This window comes from Ruania zhangjianzhongii, assembly GCF_008000995.1.
GTDB lineage: Bacteria > Actinomycetota > Actinomycetes > Actinomycetales > Beutenbergiaceae > Ruania > Ruania zhangjianzhongii.
In genome coordinates this window covers 3,016,978-3,033,675 of record NZ_CP042828.1, presented here as the reverse complement: position 1 = coordinate 3,033,675, position 16,698 = coordinate 3,016,978, and the positions used below count along the sequence as shown (strand labels likewise).

13 protein-coding genes and 1 tRNA gene are annotated in these 16,698 nt (G+C 69.0%); 10 read left to right on the top strand and 4 right to left on the bottom strand.

Features of this window, described 5'->3' with window-relative positions; genetic code table 11:
• Positions 1-82: 82 nt before the first annotated feature.
• The 3 genes from FU260_RS14115 to FU260_RS14105 are packed head-to-tail and all read left to right on the top strand — an operon-like array spanning position 83 to position 2,735.
• Positions 83-832: an SDR family NAD(P)-dependent oxidoreductase gene (locus FU260_RS14115; protein ID WP_210418089.1), complete on the top strand. Its 750-nt coding sequence runs from the start codon at positions 83-85 to the stop codon at positions 830-832.
• The gene (locus FU260_RS14110; protein WP_210418088.1) at positions 826-1,962 is read left to right on the top strand and encodes an aminotransferase class V-fold PLP-dependent enzyme; all 1,137 of its coding nucleotides are present in this window, start codon (positions 826-828) and stop codon (positions 1,960-1,962) included. The genes FU260_RS14115 and FU260_RS14110 overlap by 7 nt, the downstream gene beginning before the upstream one ends.
• Positions 1,959-2,735 (top strand): IclR family transcriptional regulator, encoded by a 777-nt coding sequence (locus FU260_RS14105; RefSeq protein WP_147917640.1) that lies wholly within the window; start codon positions 1,959-1,961, stop codon positions 2,733-2,735. The genes FU260_RS14110 and FU260_RS14105 overlap by 4 nt, the downstream gene beginning before the upstream one ends.
• 16 nt (positions 2,736-2,751) lie before the next feature.
• Here FU260_RS14105 and FU260_RS14100 read toward each other — a convergent pair whose 3' ends face one another.
• The gene (locus tag FU260_RS14100) at positions 2,752-3,525 is read right to left on the bottom strand and encodes a glycerophosphodiester phosphodiesterase (protein WP_147917639.1); all 774 of its coding nucleotides are present in this window, start codon (positions 3,523-3,525) and stop codon (positions 2,752-2,754) included.
• A gap of 458 nt (positions 3,526-3,983) precedes the next feature.
• Between FU260_RS14100 and FU260_RS14095 the strand changes: the two genes are divergently transcribed.
• The 3 genes from FU260_RS14095 to FU260_RS14090 all read left to right on the top strand — a co-directional run bounded on the left by FU260_RS14095 (position 3,984) and on the right by FU260_RS14090 (position 7,458).
• A complete protein-coding gene (locus FU260_RS14095) occupies positions 3,984-4,202 on the top strand; it encodes a helix-turn-helix domain-containing protein (protein ID WP_147917638.1) in 219 nt (72 codons plus the stop codon).
• Between the two features lie 187 nt (positions 4,203-4,389).
• Positions 4,390-4,554 carry a hypothetical protein gene (locus FU260_RS23615; protein ID WP_168211777.1) on the top strand — a complete coding sequence of 55 codons (165 nt, stop codon included), beginning with the start codon at positions 4,390-4,392 and terminating at the stop codon, positions 4,552-4,554.
• Between the two features lie 189 nt (positions 4,555-4,743).
• Complete coding sequence (locus FU260_RS14090) at positions 4,744-7,458, top strand: choice-of-anchor G family protein (RefSeq protein WP_147917637.1); 2,715 nt, start codon at positions 4,744-4,746, stop codon at positions 7,456-7,458.
• A 277-nt stretch (positions 7,459-7,735) separates the two neighbouring features.
• Here FU260_RS14090 and FU260_RS14085 read toward each other — a convergent pair.
• Positions 7,736-7,821 (bottom strand) — tRNA-Leu (locus tag FU260_RS14085).
• A 177-nt stretch (positions 7,822-7,998) separates the two neighbouring features.
• Here FU260_RS14085 and FU260_RS14080 point away from each other — a divergent pair.
• Positions 7,999-8,967, top strand: coding sequence for a DUF2510 domain-containing protein (locus FU260_RS14080; protein WP_147917636.1), 969 nt, complete (start codon positions 7,999-8,001; stop codon positions 8,965-8,967).
• Between the two features lie 120 nt (positions 8,968-9,087).
• Here the strand turns inward: FU260_RS14080 and FU260_RS24400 are convergent, their stop codons facing one another.
• Together FU260_RS24400 and FU260_RS14070 are read right to left on the bottom strand one after the other, a co-directional pair.
• The gene (locus FU260_RS24400; protein ID WP_147917635.1) at positions 9,088-11,925 is read right to left on the bottom strand and encodes a S8 family serine peptidase; all 2,838 of its coding nucleotides are present in this window, start codon (positions 11,923-11,925) and stop codon (positions 9,088-9,090) included.
• A gap of 153 nt (positions 11,926-12,078) precedes the next feature.
• On the bottom strand, positions 12,079-12,354 hold the full coding sequence (locus FU260_RS14070; RefSeq protein ID WP_235912501.1) for a nuclear transport factor 2 family protein: 276 nt from the start codon (positions 12,352-12,354) through the stop codon (positions 12,079-12,081).
• Between the two features lie 130 nt (positions 12,355-12,484).
• Here FU260_RS14070 and FU260_RS14065 point away from each other — a divergent pair, with 130 nt between their 5' ends.
• From FU260_RS14065 to FU260_RS14055, 3 genes are all read left to right on the top strand, one after another.
• Positions 12,485-12,958: a tRNA (cytidine(34)-2'-O)-methyltransferase gene (locus tag FU260_RS14065; RefSeq protein WP_187368445.1), complete on the top strand. Its 474-nt coding sequence runs from the start codon at positions 12,485-12,487 to the stop codon at positions 12,956-12,958.
• A 283-nt stretch (positions 12,959-13,241) separates the two neighbouring features.
• Entirely contained in the window at positions 13,242-15,320 is a 2,079-nt protein-coding gene (locus FU260_RS14060; RefSeq protein ID WP_147917633.1) for a M3 family metallopeptidase, read from the top strand.
• On the top strand, positions 15,317-16,645 hold the full coding sequence (locus FU260_RS14055; protein ID WP_147917632.1) for a M20/M25/M40 family metallo-hydrolase: 1,329 nt from the start codon (positions 15,317-15,319) through the stop codon (positions 16,643-16,645). Before FU260_RS14060 ends, FU260_RS14055 begins: the two co-directional genes overlap by 4 nt.
• Positions 16,646-16,698: the final 53 nt, after the last annotated feature.

Sequence of the window (16,698 nt, the reverse complement as noted above, 5' to 3'; positions counted from 1 at the left end):
GTCAAGGGTCTGGACAGCGCCCCGGGCCTTGCCCTAGCGTTTCGGGCAGCTCAAACCGGTTTCGCTCAGCGAAAGGATGGGTATGGCGGAGTTCAGCGGGAAGGTGGTGGCGGTCTCCGGCGGGGCCTCCGGCATCGGGGCCGAGATCTGCTCCCAGCTCGCCGAGGCCGGAGCGGACGTCTACGCGCTCGACCTGCGCGGTGAGCATCCGCAGGTACCGACGATCAGTGTGGACGTGGCCGACTCTGCTGCCGTCCGGGACGCTATCGACGCGATCGGCCTTGGCGTGGACATCCTGGTGCACGGCGCGGCCGTGGCCGAAGCGGCCGGCCTGCACGAGATGACCGACGCCGAGTGGCAGCGCGAACGGGCGATCGCCCTCGACGGCGGTTTCTACCTCGCCCGGGCTGTGCTGCCGGCGATGATCGCGCGCCGCGCCGGGGTGATCATCAACATCGGCTCGGTGAACGGCCACGCCGCCTATGGCCAGCCGTCCTACAGTGCGGCGAAAGCGGGGCTGGAGAGCCTGACCCAGAACCTCGCGGTCCGGTACGGTCCCTTCGGCATCCGAGCCAACGCCGTCGCCCCGGGCACCGTGCGTACGCCGGCGTGGCGCTCGCGGGAGGAGTCCAACCCGGCCATCTTCGACCAGCTCGCGCGCTGGTACCCGATGGGCCGGGTCGGGTTGCCGGAAGACGTGGCGCACGCCGTGCTGTTCCTCGCCTCGGACCGGGCAAGCTGGATCACCGGCACCACGCTGACCGTGGACGGCGGGCTGACCGCCGGCGGGTTCCGGATGATCTCCACAGCGGTGGGAGCCGACGAGTGGTGACCTATGCAGACCTCGGAGTTCGCCGAGTCATCAACGCCCACAACACCCTCACCATGCTCGGCGGATCGATCATGCTCCCGGCGGTGCGGGCTGCGATGGACGAGGCAGCCGGGCAGTTCGTGGACATGGCCGAGCTCGCCCGGGCGGCTTCGGACCGGGTGGCGGCACTGACCCGGAACGAGGATGCGCTGATCGTCGGCAGCGCCTCTGCCGGACTGATGCTCAGCGCCCTGGCCGCGATGACCGGTGATGATCAGCGCCGGCTCTGGCAGGTGCTCGAGTATGGTGCCGGGGCGCTGGGCCGGCGCGAGATCATCATCCAACGCGCGCACCGGATCCCGTACGACAACGTGCTCACTCTCGCCGGTGCGCAGGTGGTGGAGGTCGGGAACGCCATCCAGACCTTCGGCTGGGAGCTGGAGGCAGCGGTCACTCCCCGGACGGCGGCGATCCTCTATGTCGCTGGTGAGCACCTGACTGAGGCGGCGCTACCGCTTGAGGAGGTCCTCGAGATCGCCCAGGCGGCGCCGGTGCCGGTGATCGTCGACGGCGCAGCCCAGCTGCCTCCCCGAGAGAACCTGTGGCGGTTCACCCAGGCAGGTGCAGCTGTGGCGCTGTTCAGCGGCGGAAAGGAGATCCGTGGCCCGCAGGCCTCCGGGCTGATGGTGGGGAAGAAGGAGTTCCTGGACGCGGTCCGGATGCACGCCTTCCCGTGGCAACGGTTCGGGCGGGTGGCCAAGGTGGGCAAGGAGGAGACGATCGGCCTGCTCACCGCCCTGGAGCTGTGGCTGGAGCGGGATCTCGATGCCGATCTGCGGCGGGCCGAGGCGGTCACTGCGCAGTGGGTGCGCGCTTGGTCCGAAATCGACGCCGTAGACGCGGTGCGGGACTGGCCGGGCGAGGCGGGGCGGCCGATGCCGCGGGTGCGGCTGCAGTGGCCGGCCGGGAGCTATCCACCGGCGGCCGCGATCGCCGAGCAGCTCGCCGCCGGGACCGAGCCGATCGTGGTGTTCGTGGCCGATCCGCGGGCGATCTGGCTGAACGCCGAGCTGGTCGACGATGCTGATGTGCAGACCGTCACCCGGCGGGTGACAGAGGCGTTCACCAGGGCTGGGGGCGCTGGGCGATGATGCAGTCGTTGCAGCGCGGATTCGGTGTGTTGGAGCTGCTGGTGCAGCACTCGGACCCGATCACGCTCGGTGATCTCTCCCGCGCCGCCGGCCTGCCGGCGGCCTCCACCTACCGGATCGTGCAGAGCCTGATCGAGCTCGGCTACGCGAAGAAGGTGGCCGGCGGCCGGTACCAGCACGGGTCCAAAGTGCTGGAGCTGGCCGGGAAGGTGCTCACCTCGATGGACTACGCCGTGCACTCGCGGCCGGCGCTGCTGCAGCTGCAGGCGCACACCGATGAGACCATCCACTTCGGCATCCTCGCCGGAGACTGTGCCCAGTACGTCGACAAGCTGGAGAGCCGGGCCGCCTATCGGCTCGCCTCGGTGGTCGGCATGCAGGTGGACCTGCACTGCACAGCGACCGGCAAGTCGATCCTGGCGTTCCTGCCCGACGGCGTGCGCGACCGGCATATCGACGCCACCCGGCTCGTTGCCAAGACGCCCAAGACCATCACCAGCACCGAAGGGCTGCTCTTCGAGCTCGCCCGGATACGTGCGAACGGATACTGCCTGGACGACGAGGAGGACCGGGAGGGGATCCGCTGCGTCGGCGCCCCGGTGTTCGACCACCGCGGTCACGCCATCGGCGGGATCAGCGTGTCCGGCCCGGTCTTCTACTTCTCGCTCGCCGACGCCACCGCGCTCGCGCCCCAGGTGATCCATGCAGCCCGGGACGTCTCGCTGTCGCTGGGGGCGCCGGCGGCGAGCCTGCCGGAGGCCCTGCGGGCCTGAGCGGCGAGAGTTGCGCTCAGGCGACGGCCCCCGCTGCACGGGCAGCGATCACTTCAGCAGGTGCATCGGTGCAGACGGCATCTGCCCCCATCGCTGCGATCTCCAGCGCACGGGCAGGGTCGTTGATCGTCCAGACCCAGACCTCGAGCCCGGCGGCGTGGATAGCCGCGATGATCTCGGACGTCAGGCCGACCTCATAGATCGACAGCCCGGACGCGCCGATCGCCAGCGCTCGCTCAAGTGCCACAGTCCAGTCGCTCGCGTACGTCTTGACGTTCGCGGCCTGGTCGTCGGTGAGCTGGTCACGGTAGCGCTCGATCAGCTTCGCGCCGTTCTCGGCGATGCCCAGCGACAGCGGGAACACCTCGGCGCCGACGCGCTCGCGGAGGTCGGTGAGCGCATCCCAGTGTGCGCCAGAAGCGAACCAGTCGAGGTTGTCGAACTTCGCGACCGTCTCGATGACCGCGTCGACCGCTTCGGGGTCCTTGATCTCGATGTTCACCCGCACCCTGCCGGCGGCCAGCGCTAGCACCTCCTGAAGAGAAGGGACCTTCTCGCCGTTGCCGGCGTCGATTTCGCCGAGTTCGACGGCGGTGCGCTCCTTGACTGGACCGCTCGCACTGGTCGTCCGGTCCAGGGTGTCGTCGTGGATCACGACGGCGGTGCCATCTTTGGCCCGGTAGGTGTCGAGCTCGATTCCTTCCGCACCGATCTCGATCGCGCGTGCGAACGCGGCGAGGGTGTTCTCGGGCAGCTCGATCGAGGCGCCGCGGTGGGCATAGACCTTCATGGTTCTCCAGTCCTGCGGGGTGGGTGGCCCAGGCGACGATACCGAGCGCGCTTGAACTTGCCGAGTCGGAGGGGTGAACTATGAGTGTTGCTGGCCGGAAGGAAGGACCCGACTCGTCGATCCGCTTCGGGCGTGTCACGGTCGCCGGCCTGCGAGATCCTCACCGAACACAGCCTCGACGCCACCCACGACGACCAACCACAAACGGCTGAACCCCCACAACCGGGGTTCAGCCGTTCACGATGTCGCGAGACATCACATCGGTGTCCGAGGGGGACTTGAACCCCCACGCCGAACGGGTCGCCCGAGTGCCGGAATCTCAACGATTCCAACATCCTCGGACCGTCTCCGACCCCCCCGTGGTCCCATTTGTGGTCCCACCCAAGGGGTGGCCAGTAGAACAGGGAAGTTCGGCACCATCCGGGTCAAAGCGCCGGCCACCCGCACACACCCCGGGCATGACTACCAACGACCAGGCCCAGAGCGTGCCCGAGCTCGTCGCCGCCGCGAAGGGGACCCTCACCGCTCGAGAGGTTGCGGCCGTCCTCGGCGTCGACCGTCGAACGGTCTACGCGGCGATGGACGAAGGACAGATTCAGTACGTCGAGTTTGGAGACCGCAAGCTCACCCCACGCAGGCATGTCCTCGACATTCTCATGCTCAATGACGTCGTATGAAACGCAAGCGTGAAAACGGTCGCGGGTCGGTCACCAAATACCAGGATGCAGCCGGACGCACCCTCTACCAGATCCGCTGGTACGAGCCCATCGATCCGAACGACCCAGACAGCCATGTCGTGGCGTCAGCGATCCGGACCGGCGCACGACCTATACTTATACGCTTGGACACGATAAGTTGCTGGGAATGGTTGACGGCGCCAGCACACTCGAAGAGGGACGGGTGCTCGTCGACCTCAGCGGAGCCGGCCCGACGATGTACGTCTCTGGCGTGGGCGCGGTGCAGCGCGCCGTCGACACCGGCGGTCGCGTCCGCGAAGTCGCCGACATCGCACTAGGGGTGCGCAGATGACTGCCCGTCGCAAGGCCACCGGTCAACCCAGCAACGGCGGCCGTTTCGCGCGGCGACTCAGACGATCCTCGGCGACTTCACCGCGGTCGATCGGATCGGGGGTCGCTGACTAACGGGCCGATGTGGCCTTTCCCAGGAACATCCCTGTCGCCGCGAGCGCGGCGCGCCCGTGAGGAGTGACCTTCTTTGATGCGAACGCAATTGTCTCCACCACCACACCGGCAGCGACGGCGTGCCAGGTGGCTTCGCCCCGTCGCGATCACTGTCGGCGCCGCACTTGGCGTCGCCGGTCTGAGCGGCCCAGCCGCCGCGGTACTCGACGACTATCCGGACGACCCTGCCGAGGCCGGCGCGAGCGTGCTCATGTCCTCGACGATGGAGCAGGAGCTCCTCGGCGCGGCGGAGTCGGAAGCGGGCTTCCCGACCAACCCGGGCCCGAACGAGGCAGCCCTGGACGTCAGCCTGCTCGGCGGCCAGCTCCTGTCGTTCGGTGACCTCGAGATCCCGATCGACCAGTTCGCGGACTTCGGTCAGCTCGGTGCGCTGTCGAGCATCAGCGAGGCGTCCTCGCCGCTGGACGGGCACGCGGCGTCGGGCCTGCTCGGGCCGGACGGCGGCCTTTCGCTGGACAGCGCCGAGGCCGACTGGGGCACGACGACGATCGACCTGCTGTCGTTCTCCGACGCGCTCGGCCTCGGCGGGCTGAGCGGCCTCGCCGTCGACGAGCTCGATCTCGAACTTGGAGCGATGGGCTCCGAGGTGATCGCCGAGGATGGTGTCTTCCTCGACCCGGATGGCGGGGGCACCGGCCCCGGGCAGTACATCGCCGGGGACGCGTCGCTCTTCGCGCACTCGCCGCTCATCGAGGACGCCGCCGCGCAGATCTCCGATCTGGGCGGTCAGGTCGACACGACCATCGAGGACCTGACCGCCCAGACCTTTGACACGGACGCACTCGATGCGGCTCTTGGAAATGGCAGTGTTTCGGCACCCGAATGCAGCGTCGACTCGAACATGCAGGGCGACATCGTGGACGCGGTGGTGGGGGCACCGATCACCTCGGCGGACCAGCTGGTGACCATCGACTTCGCGACGGGGTCCGTCGAGATCCACCTCGAGCACCTGGTGGACGGGAGCGATCCGTGGGCCGGCGGTGACGACGCGGGCCTGAACGGTCTGGCGCCGAACACCGAACTCATCGACGAATCCACGTACCCGCTGGTCGCCGAGGGCGTGGAAGAGATCATGGAGGAAGCGACAGCGCTCATGTCGGCGGCTGTCGCGGCGTCCGTGCACGCGGTGACCGTCACCTGTGAGTGGTCCCAGCAGGGACCGCTTCCCGGCGACGTCATCGACGTCGACTGGGGTCCGATCAGCCTGGGGGATGGGGCGGCTGGGAACTTCCCGCCGGCCGAGACCGACTGTTCGGGGCCGACGGCGCCCGCCTTGTGCTCGACTCTCGCCAATTCTATCGACAGTGCCGGGCCCCAGGTGGCCGCGATCTTCAGCACGGTTTACGACTTCCTCATCAGTGACGAGGGCACCGCGGTGTACGAGTTGCTGATCACCGACATCTTGACCGGGTTGGTCACGCAGACGATCGATGAGGGGCTGGCCCCGGTGTTCACCGGGCTTACCGACCTCCTCTCCCTGCAGGTGAACCACCAGGAGATGGCGACGTGCACGACGTCCGACGGTACCGAGGTCCTCGCCTCGGTCGAGGTGTCGGCACTGAGCTTGCTGCTCACGGGCGTCGAGGGTCGTGTCGGCCTGGGGAACTCGGGTGTCCGCGTGGACGCCTGCGCCGTGGCCGAGATCGTCCCGGTACTCGAGGTGGACCCCTCCGAGGTCTTCCCGGGTGACGCCCTCGAGATCGTCGGCTCCGGCTACACACCGGACAGCACGGTGGCGGTGGAACTCTTCGACGCCGACGGCAACCTCGTGGGTGGTGCCGTGGTGGTCAACTCCGATGAGGCCGGGAGCTTCGCGCTGCCGGCGATCGTCCAGATGGACACGCTCCCAGGCGAGTACACGGTCATCGGGACCGACAACGCGACGGGTACCCCGGCGCAGGCCCCGCTGACGGTGCTCACCGCCATCACGCCGTCGATCACCGCCGACCCGTCCGAGGTCGCTGAGGGGGGTGCGACCACGACGGTCACCGGTGCGGACTTCACACCGGACGGCATGGTGACCCTGCACCTCGCCGACGCCGAGGGCAACGTGCTCGGTGAGCCCGTGACGGTCCCGGCGGGAGCTGACGGCACGTTCGAGGCGGTGCTGGACGTGCCGGCCGACGCTGCGGTCGGAGACGGCTACACGATCGTCGCCGTCGACGAGGAGACGGGCCAGGAGGCGACGACCCCGCTCGCCATCGTCGAGGGTCCGGAGGACCCCGGTCCGGTGGACCCCGGTCCGGTGGACCCCGGTCCGGTGGACCCCGGTCCGGTGGACCCCGGTCCGGTGGACCCCGGTCCGGTGGACCCCGAGCCGGAGGAGCCGCGCACGCTGGCGGCGTCGTTCCAGCTCGACACGGTCGAGCAGGGTGAACAGCAGACCCTCTCCGCCTCGGGCTTCGACCCGGGTGAGATGGTCTCCGCGACGATCCACTCGACGCCGATAGTGCTCACCGCTCAGGCGGCGGATGCGGACGGCGTGGTCAGCTGGACCTTCACGGTTCCTAGCGACTTCGAGGTGGGCTCGCACGAGGGTGTCGCGACGAGCACCGCGCAGGGCGACCAGGTGTCGGCCATGTTCCAGGTGACGGCGGTTGACACCACCGGTCCCGCCGGCGGAAGCCTCCCGGAGACGGGTTCGGACGCCGGGAACCTGGCGACGCTCTCGCTCCTGCTCCTGGGAGCAGGCGCTATCGTCATCCTCACACGGCGGCGCAGCCTGAGCTGATGTCCCGACCTCCAGGGTGAGACAGCGCCCAGGAGGCCGCACCGAGCCCCCGTCACCGATCTCCGGTGGCGGGGGCTCGTCATTGGCCGTCGGCCTCGTCACCGTGACCGGCACGCCGTCATTGCACCGGTGCGACGACCCCGCAGGGGAGGAACTGTGCCCCGGCCAGTGGAACTCGCTGAGTGTGCGTCTCGACGAGAACCGCCGCACACACAGCGATCGTGTCTGGGTGGTGGGGGAGCCACTACCCGATGGTCTCGACGCCTTCGTCGTTCGGTGTCCGAGGGGGGACTTGAACCCCCACGCCCGATAAAGGGCACTAGCACCTCAAGCTAGCGCGTCTGCCAATTCCGCCACCCGGACAAGGGTGCAGCGGGAAGCCTCACGGCCGCCCGCAACGTCGGTAAACATACCACGCACAGCGGCTCGTTCCGTACCTGCGAGCGTGGTCCAGGACACTGTGGAGCGCGGTGGCTCGACCCCTGCACAGAGGGAGAAGTCCCCACTGACAACGACCCTCGCGCCCACTACGTTGACGGGATGACTCCTTCACCCGGCTGGTATGCAGATCCGGCCCGACGTCACCAGTTCCGCTACTGGGACGGCCGGCTCTGGACCGAGCATGTCGCCGGGCCGCAGGGGACCGGAGTGGACCCGCTCCCGCAGGCACCGCAGCAGCAGGAGCAGCAGGGGTACCAGGGCCACGGGGGCCAGGGACAGCAGCAGGGGTTCCAGGGGCAGCCGGGGTACGGGGGCCAGGGTCACCCGGGGCAATCGAACGCGGCGGCCGCACCCACCGCGCCCGCGCAACCGGCAGCACAAGGCGGTTCCGCGACCAGCGATCCGTTCCGCGAACCGTCCCTCTCCCTCCTGCGGTTCGACCATGGTGAGACGGTGCAGCTCCAGTACGCGACGCCGTCGGGCCACGTGGTGGTCGACTCGATCGAGGAGGCCAAGCCGGAGCAGGACATCGAGAACGACTCCATCGACGAGCTCACCCGCAAGCAACGCACCACCACGATGCAGGTGGGTGATCCGGCCACCGGCCGGCTGATCGCCCGGGTGGCACACTACAAGCCGATCAAGTCCAGCTTCACCGTCACGGGGCCGGCCGGCGAGCTGCTCTTCACCGGTAAGCAGGCGAACGTGTTCGGCGCTGCGCGCTTCGAGTTCGTCGATGCCCAGGACGGCCCCGTCGGTACGATCCGGGCCGATGGAGCGCGCGCCAAGCACTTCGATGTGGAGGCACCGAACGGTACGGTGCTGGCCCGGCTGGACAAGCATGGGTCCTACGACATCCAGCTCAACCAGCAAGAAGCGAATCGGACGCGTCCGGTGACCAGCGCTGGCCAGTGGCTCGGGCAGAAGGCGGTCGAAGCCGTGACCGACCAGACCCGGGACCAGTTGCGGTTCGTGCTGAACCGGCCGCAGCCGGTCGGTCACCCGCCACTGGCGCAGCTGACCCTGCTCTCCGCCATCCTGATGGAGCTGTCCTTCAGCGTGCTCTGAACCCACCGCGCACTCACCTGGCGGAGAGAGCACCCGGGCCGTGGTCCGCACCGATCGGTGCGGACCACGGCCCGCGGGTGACCGTCAGGCGGTCAGCCGTGTGGTCTCAGCGACCCGGTCTCAGCGACCACCGCCGTGCCCGGGCCCGCACACGCCGGTGATGGCGCAGAACACGTCGTCCCACAGGTGGAACGGGACGGCGAGCATCTGGATCGCCGTCTCCCACCAGGGGTTGCCGTTGTCGTTCCGGTCGATGGTGAACTCCGAGGTGTACACCGTCTGCGACTCGTCGGCGTTGGCCGCATCACCGAGCGCGGACACTGCGGTGATCTCCACGATGTAGTCACCGTCCGGCACCCGCCAGTCCGAGCTGCGTTGACCGTGCGCCGAACCGGAGTCCAACCGCCCGTCCCAGGTGTAGGGCTGGAACGACTGGTCACCGGGGTGACGGCCCAGGTAGTCCTCGGCCAGGAACGTGGCGGTCGGGCCGAACTGCGCCCCACGCTCACCGCCGTTCGAGGCGTAGACGGTCAGCTCCAGCGACTGTGCCGGGTGCTCGAGGTGCACCAGCATGGTCGGCACATCGCCGTCCTTCATGGTGTACGTGGTGCCCTCGGGCTCCAGGTTGTAGGAACCACCCATCACACAGTCCACACCGATGAACCGCTCGCACTCGGCCAGCGAGCCGAGCGTGGGCAGCCCAGCGCCGATGTCGGTCATCAGCGGCAGTGACTGGTAGTCGCCGGCAAAGCCCGCGTACGGGATCCGCACCGGTTCACCCTCCTCGGGAGTGAGCACCACGTAGCCGCCGTACTGGGACAGCTCCAGGTCCGCGTTCGGGGAGATCGTCACGTCGAACGACGTACTCTCACCGGCCCCGACCGAGACCGTCTCCGGCGCCTCGACTGTGCTCGGCGCAGAGAAGAAGCTCGGGTTGTCCGGGTCGCCGCCGGTGGCCACCGCATCCTCGTAGCTGACCGCGTAGGTGACCGGCTGGTCGCCGGCGTTGTCCACGGTGAGCGTCTCGGTGACCGGCCCCGCCTCACTCTCACCCAGGCTCAGCCCACTGGGGGTGACCGAGGTGGCGGCCAGGATCGCGTCGTCGATGTCCAGCAGGCCCGCACCCTGGCGGAACGCCGGGCCGAGCAACCCGAGGTCGGGGGACAGCGCCCACAGCGCCGGGTCGGCGGTATTCCGCATCAGGTCCTTGACCTGCGCAGGAGTCACGTCCCGCGCCTCGAGCATGAGCGCAGCAGCACCGGCCACATGCGGAGAGGACATCGAGGTGCCGGACATCGAACCGTACCCGCCGTTCTCCAGCGGGATGGTGGACCAGATCTGGCCGCCAGGAGCACCCAGGTCCGGCTTCAGCTGCAGGTCGGCAGTCATGCCGTAGGAGCTGAAGCTGGAGATCAGGCCACCGGTCGGGCTCGGCTCGGAGGAGAGCTCGTCGGTCCACTCCAGGTCGGTCGCCTCACCGGCCTCGATCGCTGCCACGAGCGCCGTACCGGACTCCAACGAGACCGAGGCGACCGGGATGGTGATCGCCGGCTCGCCCTCCACGGTCGGGTTGATCAGTCCGGGCACGTTATTGGCGAGCACGACACCGGCAGCACCGGCTTCCTGCGCGTTAAAGGCCTTGTCGTAGAACGGACACGTGCCGCGGAAGGCCACCACGATCTGGTCGGTGAAGTCACCGGTCAGCGGCGCACAGGCTTCCTCCTCACCTGCCGCGGGAACCGCCAGCGGAGCGCCGCCACTGGTCGGGATCACCGGTGAACCGGAAGCCGTGGTGTAGGGGTAGGTGGCGCCGTCCGGGCTGGTGGCGAACACGTTGGTGGTGAACGCGGTGTTGTCGAAGGAGGCCACGCCGATCGCGGAGTTGCTCACCCCCGGTGCACCAGCGGACCAGGTGCCCAGCTCGCCGTCGTTCCCGATCGAGGCGACCACGACCATCCCGGCGGCGGTCAGGTTGTCACTGGCCACGGCGGTGGGGTATTGCGGCCAGGAGGCGAAGCCGGCACCGACGGACATGTTCAGCACGTCCATCCCGTCGGCCAGCGACATCTCCATCGCGGCGAGCATGATGTCGGTGTCGGTGGAGCCACCGCAGCCGAACACACGATAGGCGCCGAAGGTCACCCCGGGTGCGACCCCGCGGACCTCGTCCTGGGCCGGGTCGCCGCTCGCGCCGACGATACCGGCCACATGGGTGCCGTGCCCGTAGCAGTCGTCCGGGTCGTCGTCCGGGTGCGGCACCGGCTGATAGTCGGGGCTGGAACTGTCGGCGTTGTAGTCATCGCCCACGAAGTCGTGCCCGTGGGTGACTCGTTCGGTCGGGAACGAGGTCCCGTCCCCGGCCCCGCCCAGGTCCGGGTGGTCGTAGTCCACCCCGGTGTCCAGGATGCCCACCCGGATGCCCTCACCGGTGAATCCGAGCTCGCTCTGCACGATGTCCGCACCTGTCATCGCCAGTGCGCTGACCATCTCGGGGGTCTCGGCAGATGCCGTATCCGGGGGCAGGGCGACGGTCATCACCGGGAACACCGCCTGCACCGAGTCGGCCTCGGCGAGCACGGCAGCGTCATGGTCGGACATCTCCGCGGAGAACCCTGTCCACAGCTGGGAGTAGGTCTCCCGGACCTCGACGTCCAGTCCCAGGTCCTCGGCCTCGTCCACAGCGGCATCGGCGCTGCGGGTGTTCACCGACGGCGATCCTCCCTGGACGGTGGGCGTTCCGCCGGTCTGGACGAACCAGGCACCGGTGGCGGAGGACTCAGCCTGCAGTCCGGTCGCACTGGACGAGGCACCGTAATCAGAGGCGGTGCCCAGATCGCTCACCTCATCGGCGGATGCTCCGGACAGGGGGACGAGCGTGGACAACGCCAGCGCGGCGATGCCTCCGCAGGCAACGGCTCTACGCGGCCGCACGCGGTCCGGCGACGGTGGTCGACGCATCAAGGGGTCTCCTCATCGAGTCGGGAATGGCCCCGGGGACAATCGGGACACCCGAAGCAACATAGCGCTATCCGATCGACCAGTGGGTGCAAAGGGCACACAAGATCTTCACAGTCTTCACCACCGCGCCGACGGCGATCGCTCGCCGGAGCGTCAGTGCGTCGCGGTGGTCTGTTGGTACAGCGCGAGGCGGGGCGCGCCGTCGAGGAGCCGGTAGGTGCTGGACATCAGCGCGACGAACGGCTCTTCGCCGGCGCGGTGCGCTGTGGCTCGATAGGTCAGGGCGGCAGCGTGATCGCCCAGGTCGATGCGCCGGACCTCGGTGAGCTGGTAGCCGTCCCAGGCGGGGGCACCGTCCAAGCTCGCGACCACCTGATCGCGGTCGAGTGCCATCCCGTTGACCAGCACCATCAGCCCATCGGCGGTCATCAGCTCGCCGTAGAACTCGCCTCCGGTCGAGGCACAGAGCGCGTCCAGCCTCGGTGCTCCAGTGCTCTCAGGCGGTCCAGCGACAACTGCTCCATCGGGCTCAGCGTAGCCGTCGGAGTACTCTGCGCTGGTGTTCCACATCGTCTTTCACGAGCCGGTCATCCCGCCGAACACCGGAAACGCCATCCGGATGGCCGCGGTGACCGGTGCCACGCTGCACCTGGTCGAACCCCTCGGATTCGAGATGAGCGATGCCAAGCTGCGCCGTGCCGGCCTGGACTACCACGACCTTGCCCACGTGCGGGTCCATCCCGACTGGCCCTGCGCCGTCGACCATCTGCAGACCCACGGCAGTGGGCGGATCTACGCCTTCACCACCCATACCGAGCGCCACTTCGGCGATATCTCCTACGCCGAGGGCGATGCCCTGCTGTTCGGCACCGAACCGACCGGGCTGCCCGAGGACGTGCTGGCCGACCCAGCGATCACCGCACAGGTGCGGATCCCGATGCGACCCGCGGTGCGTTCGCTGAACCTGTCCAACTCGGCAGCGATCGCCGTCTACGAGGCGTGGCGTCAGCACGGCTACGCCGGCGGCCTCTGACTGACCGGTGAGCGGGCCGATCCGCCGTGGTCCACGGCACCGCCGTTGGGCAGCGACACTGGCGACTTCCGGCGAAAAGGAAGCGGCCCCGACGCGATGAACGCAATCGGGGCCGCCGCGCGATCGGCCGTTCAGAGGGGGGCCGTTCGACCGTCGCTGCTAGCCGGGACTTCTACGCCTCCGAGGGGGACGGGGACTGATCCCGGCGTGCTTCAAACTGTACAACATTGCAGTGCTTGCGGGTACCGGGTGGGGACGGACGAATTTCGGGTATGAATGAGTCATGACCGCCTCTTCACTCGCCGCCGAGAACCCGTTCTCCCGCGCCTGGATCCTGCCGTACGGACTGCCGGACTTCGTGGCTGTCCGCACCGAGCACATCCGCCCGGCGCTTGACGTTGGACTCGCCCAGCAGCGCGCCGAGTGGGCGGCGATCGCCACCGACCCCGCCGCCCCCACCGTGGCGAACACCCTGGATGCGGTGGAGCGCTCCGGACAGCTGCTACAACGGGTCGAAGCCGTGTTCGGCACGCTGGTCAGCTCGGCCGGAACGGACGAGCTCCGGGAGATTGAGTCGGAGTATGCGCCGGTGCTGGCCGCGCACCAGGACGCCTTCTGGCTGGACGAACGCCTCTACGACCGGCTCGAAGAGGTGCAGGCCTCCGGCGTAGACGATCCGGAGACCGCGTGGGTGCTGCACCGGTACCTCACCGGCTTCATCCGCGCCGGGATCCGCCTCGGCGAGAACGAGAAGGCGATCCTGCGCGGGTTGAACGGTGAGATCACCACACTCGAGACCCAGTTTGCCCAGCAGGTGGTGGCTGGGTTGGAGTCGGCTGCTGTGCACCTCACCGACCCCGAGCTGCTCGCCGGACTGGCCGAGGACGCGGTCTCCGCGCTCGCGCAGGCGGCCACCGACCGGGGCCTCGACGGGCACCTGGTCACCCTCGACCTGCCCACCGATCAGGCGATCGTCAGTCAGGCCGCGGACCGGCGGCTGCGCGAGCAGGTGTTCACCGCGTCGGCCACCCGCGGCACCGGGGTGCACCCCCACTCCGACACCCGCGCGACCCTGGTAGCACTGGCCGGCAAGCGTGCCGAGCGGGCCCAGCTGCTGGGATACGCCCATCACGGCGCCTACGTCGCCGAGGACGGGACGGCGAAGAGCACCGAGGCGATCAACGCCATGCTCGCCCGCCTGGCCGGTCCCGCGGTGCGCAATGCCCGTGCCGAGGGTGCCGAGCTGGCCGAGGCACTGGCCGCCGACGAACCGGGGGCGCAGCTGGCCGCCTGGGACTGGCCCTACTATGCCGACCGGGTACGGCGGGAGCGCTACGCCGTCGACGACGCGGCGCTACGCCCCTACCTGGAGCTCGACCGGGTCATCCACGACGGCGTCTTCTACGCCGCCGGCCGGCTCTACGGCCTGACCTTCACCGAGAACAAGGACCTGGCCGGGTATGCCGAGGGAGTGCGGGTCTGGGAGGTCTTCGATCACGACGGCACCGGCCTGGGGCTGTTCGTCGGCGACTACTACGCCCGCGAGGGCAAGCGCGGCGGCGCCTGGATGCACAACCTGGTGGACGCTTCGGGGCTGCTCGGGCACGCGCCGGTGGTGGTGAACAACCTGAACATCGCCCGGCCGGCGGACGGTCAGCCCACTCTGCTCACCTGGGACGAGGTGATCACCGCGTTCCACGAGTTCGGGCATGCCTTGCACGGTCTGTTCGCGGAGTGCCGCTACCCGTCCGTGTCCGGAACCAACGTGCCGCGCGACTTCGTCGAGTACCCCTCGCAGGTGAACGAGATGTGGGCGTGGCACCCGGAGGTGCTCGCCAGCTTCGCCCGGCACCACCGCACCGGCGAGTCGCTACCCGCCGACACCGTGGAGAAGCTGCGCACCTCTCAGGCCTACGGACAAGGCTTCGGTACCACCGAGTACCTCGCGGCGGCGATGCTCGACCAGGCCTGGCACCAGCTCACCCCCGAGCAGGTGCCCACCCGGGCCGAGGCAGTCACCGGCTTCGAGTCCGACGCGCTCGCTGCGATCGGCCTGGACTACCCGCTGGTACCACCGCGGTACCGATCCACCTACTTCAACCACATCTTCGGCGGGGGCTACGACGCCGGCTACTACTCCTACATCTGGAGCGAGGTGCTGGACGCCGATACCGTCGAGTGGTTCCGCCAGGAGGCCGCCCAGAACGACGACGGCGGTCTGAACCGGGCCGCCGGACGCCGGTTCCGTGCCGCCCTGCTCGCCCGCGGGCACACCCGTGACCCGCTCGCCTCGTATCGTGACCTGCGTGGTCGCGACGCCGTGATCGACCCCCTTCTCAAGCGCCTAGGACTGGATTCATGACCGACGAGAACCGCACACCCACCGCCGCCGAGCTCGATGCAGTAGCGATCTGCCGGAACCTCATCCGGATCGACTCCTCCAACTACGGCGACGGGTCGGGACCGGGGGAGCGGGCTGCCGCCGAGTACGTGATGGAGCTGCTCACCGAGGTCGGCTACGACCCGACCTACTTCGAGTCGGCCGACCGGCGCGCCAGCGTGGTGCTGCGCATCCCGGGAGCCGATCCGGACCGGGACGCACTGGTGGTGCACGGGCACCTGGACGTAGTCCCCGCTCAGGCCTCCGAGTGGAAGATGGACCCGTTCGGCGGCGAAGAGATGGACGGCATGATCTGGGGCCGGGGCGCCGTGGACATGAAGGACATGGACGCGATGATCCTCGCCGTGGTCCGGGACATGAAGCGCACCGGCTGGCAGCCGCCACGGGACCTGGTGATCGCGTTCTTCGCCGACGAGGAGCACGGCGGTACCTACGGCGCCGGATACGCCGTGGAGAAGAAGCCCGAGCTGTTCGAGGGGGCGACCGAGGCGATCAGCGAGGTGGGCGGGTACTCGGTGGAGGTGAACGGCCGCCGTGCCTATCTGCTGCAGACCGCGGAGAAGGGCATCGCGTGGTTGCGCCTGATCGCCGACGGCACTGCTGGGCACGGGTCGCAGATCAGTTCCGACAACGCCGTCACCCACCTGGCCGAGGCGGTCGCCAGGATCGGCCGGCACGCCTGGCCGCTGAGCCTCTCACCGACTGTGCGGGCCCTGCTCGACGGGGTCGCCGAGCTCACCGGCACCGGGTACGACGCCGGCGACCGGGCCTCGATCGAGGCACTGGCCGGCTCGATCGGCTCGGCGAGCAAGTTCGTCAGCGCCACCCTGGCCGCGAACTCCAACCCCACCCAGCTGGACGCCGGGTACAAGGCGAACGTGGTGCCGTCGGTGGCCGAGGCCGTGGTGGACGTCCGGTTCCTGCCCGGTGAGGAAGAGCAGACCGTGAACATGATCCGCGAGCTGGCCGGGCCCGGGATCCGGCTGGAGGACGTCCAGCGCAACATCGCCCTCGAGGTGCCCTTCGGTGGCGAGCTGGTGGACCGAATGGTGGCGGCACTGGACGCCGAGGACCCGGGTGCTGTGGTGCTGCCGTACATGCTCTCCGGCGGTACCGACAACAAGTCCTTGGCCCGGCTGGGCATCACCGGCTACGGGTTCGCGCCGCTGCAGCTGCCGCCGGACCTGGACTTCGCCGGGATGTTCCACGGCGTGGACGAGCGAGTGCCGGTGGCCTCGGTGCAGTTCGGGGTCCGGGTGCTGGAGAAGTTCCTGCGCAGCTGCTGAGCCCTGCGGCGCACGGGGAGGTGAGGCGCGCCGGGAGGTGAGGCGCGAGCTCG

Bases quoted from the DNA above. Each gene is read 5' to 3' on its own strand.
- FU260_RS14080 (WP_147917636.1), top strand. From the start codon at position 7,999: ATGACTCCTTCACCCGGCTGGTATGCAGATCCGGCCCGACGTCACCAG.
- FU260_RS14060 (WP_147917633.1), top strand. From the start codon at position 13,242: ATGACCGCCTCTTCACTCGCCGCCGAGAACCCGTTCTCCCGCGCCTGG.
- FU260_RS14090 (WP_147917637.1), top strand. From the start codon at position 4,744: ATGCGAACGCAATTGTCTCCACCACCACACCGGCAGCGACGGCGTGCC.
- FU260_RS14115 (WP_210418089.1), top strand. From the start codon at position 83: ATGGCGGAGTTCAGCGGGAAGGTGGTGGCGGTCTCCGGCGGGGCCTCC.
- FU260_RS14055 (WP_147917632.1), top strand. From the start codon at position 15,317: ATGACCGACGAGAACCGCACACCCACCGCCGCCGAGCTCGATGCAGTA.
- FU260_RS24400 (WP_147917635.1), bottom strand. From the start codon at position 11,925: ATGCGTCGACCACCGTCGCCGGACCGCGTGCGGCCGCGTAGAGCCGTT.
- FU260_RS14070 (WP_235912501.1), bottom strand. From the start codon at position 12,354: ATGACCGCCGATGGGCTGATGGTGCTGGTCAACGGGATGGCACTCGAC.
- FU260_RS14105 (WP_147917640.1), top strand. From the start codon at position 1,959: ATGATGCAGTCGTTGCAGCGCGGATTCGGTGTGTTGGAGCTGCTGGTG.
- FU260_RS14100 (WP_147917639.1), bottom strand. From the start codon at position 3,525: ATGAAGGTCTATGCCCACCGCGGCGCCTCGATCGAGCTGCCCGAGAAC.
- FU260_RS14095 (WP_147917638.1), top strand. From the start codon at position 3,984: ATGACTACCAACGACCAGGCCCAGAGCGTGCCCGAGCTCGTCGCCGCC.
- FU260_RS23615 (WP_168211777.1), top strand. From the start codon at position 4,390: ATGGTTGACGGCGCCAGCACACTCGAAGAGGGACGGGTGCTCGTCGAC.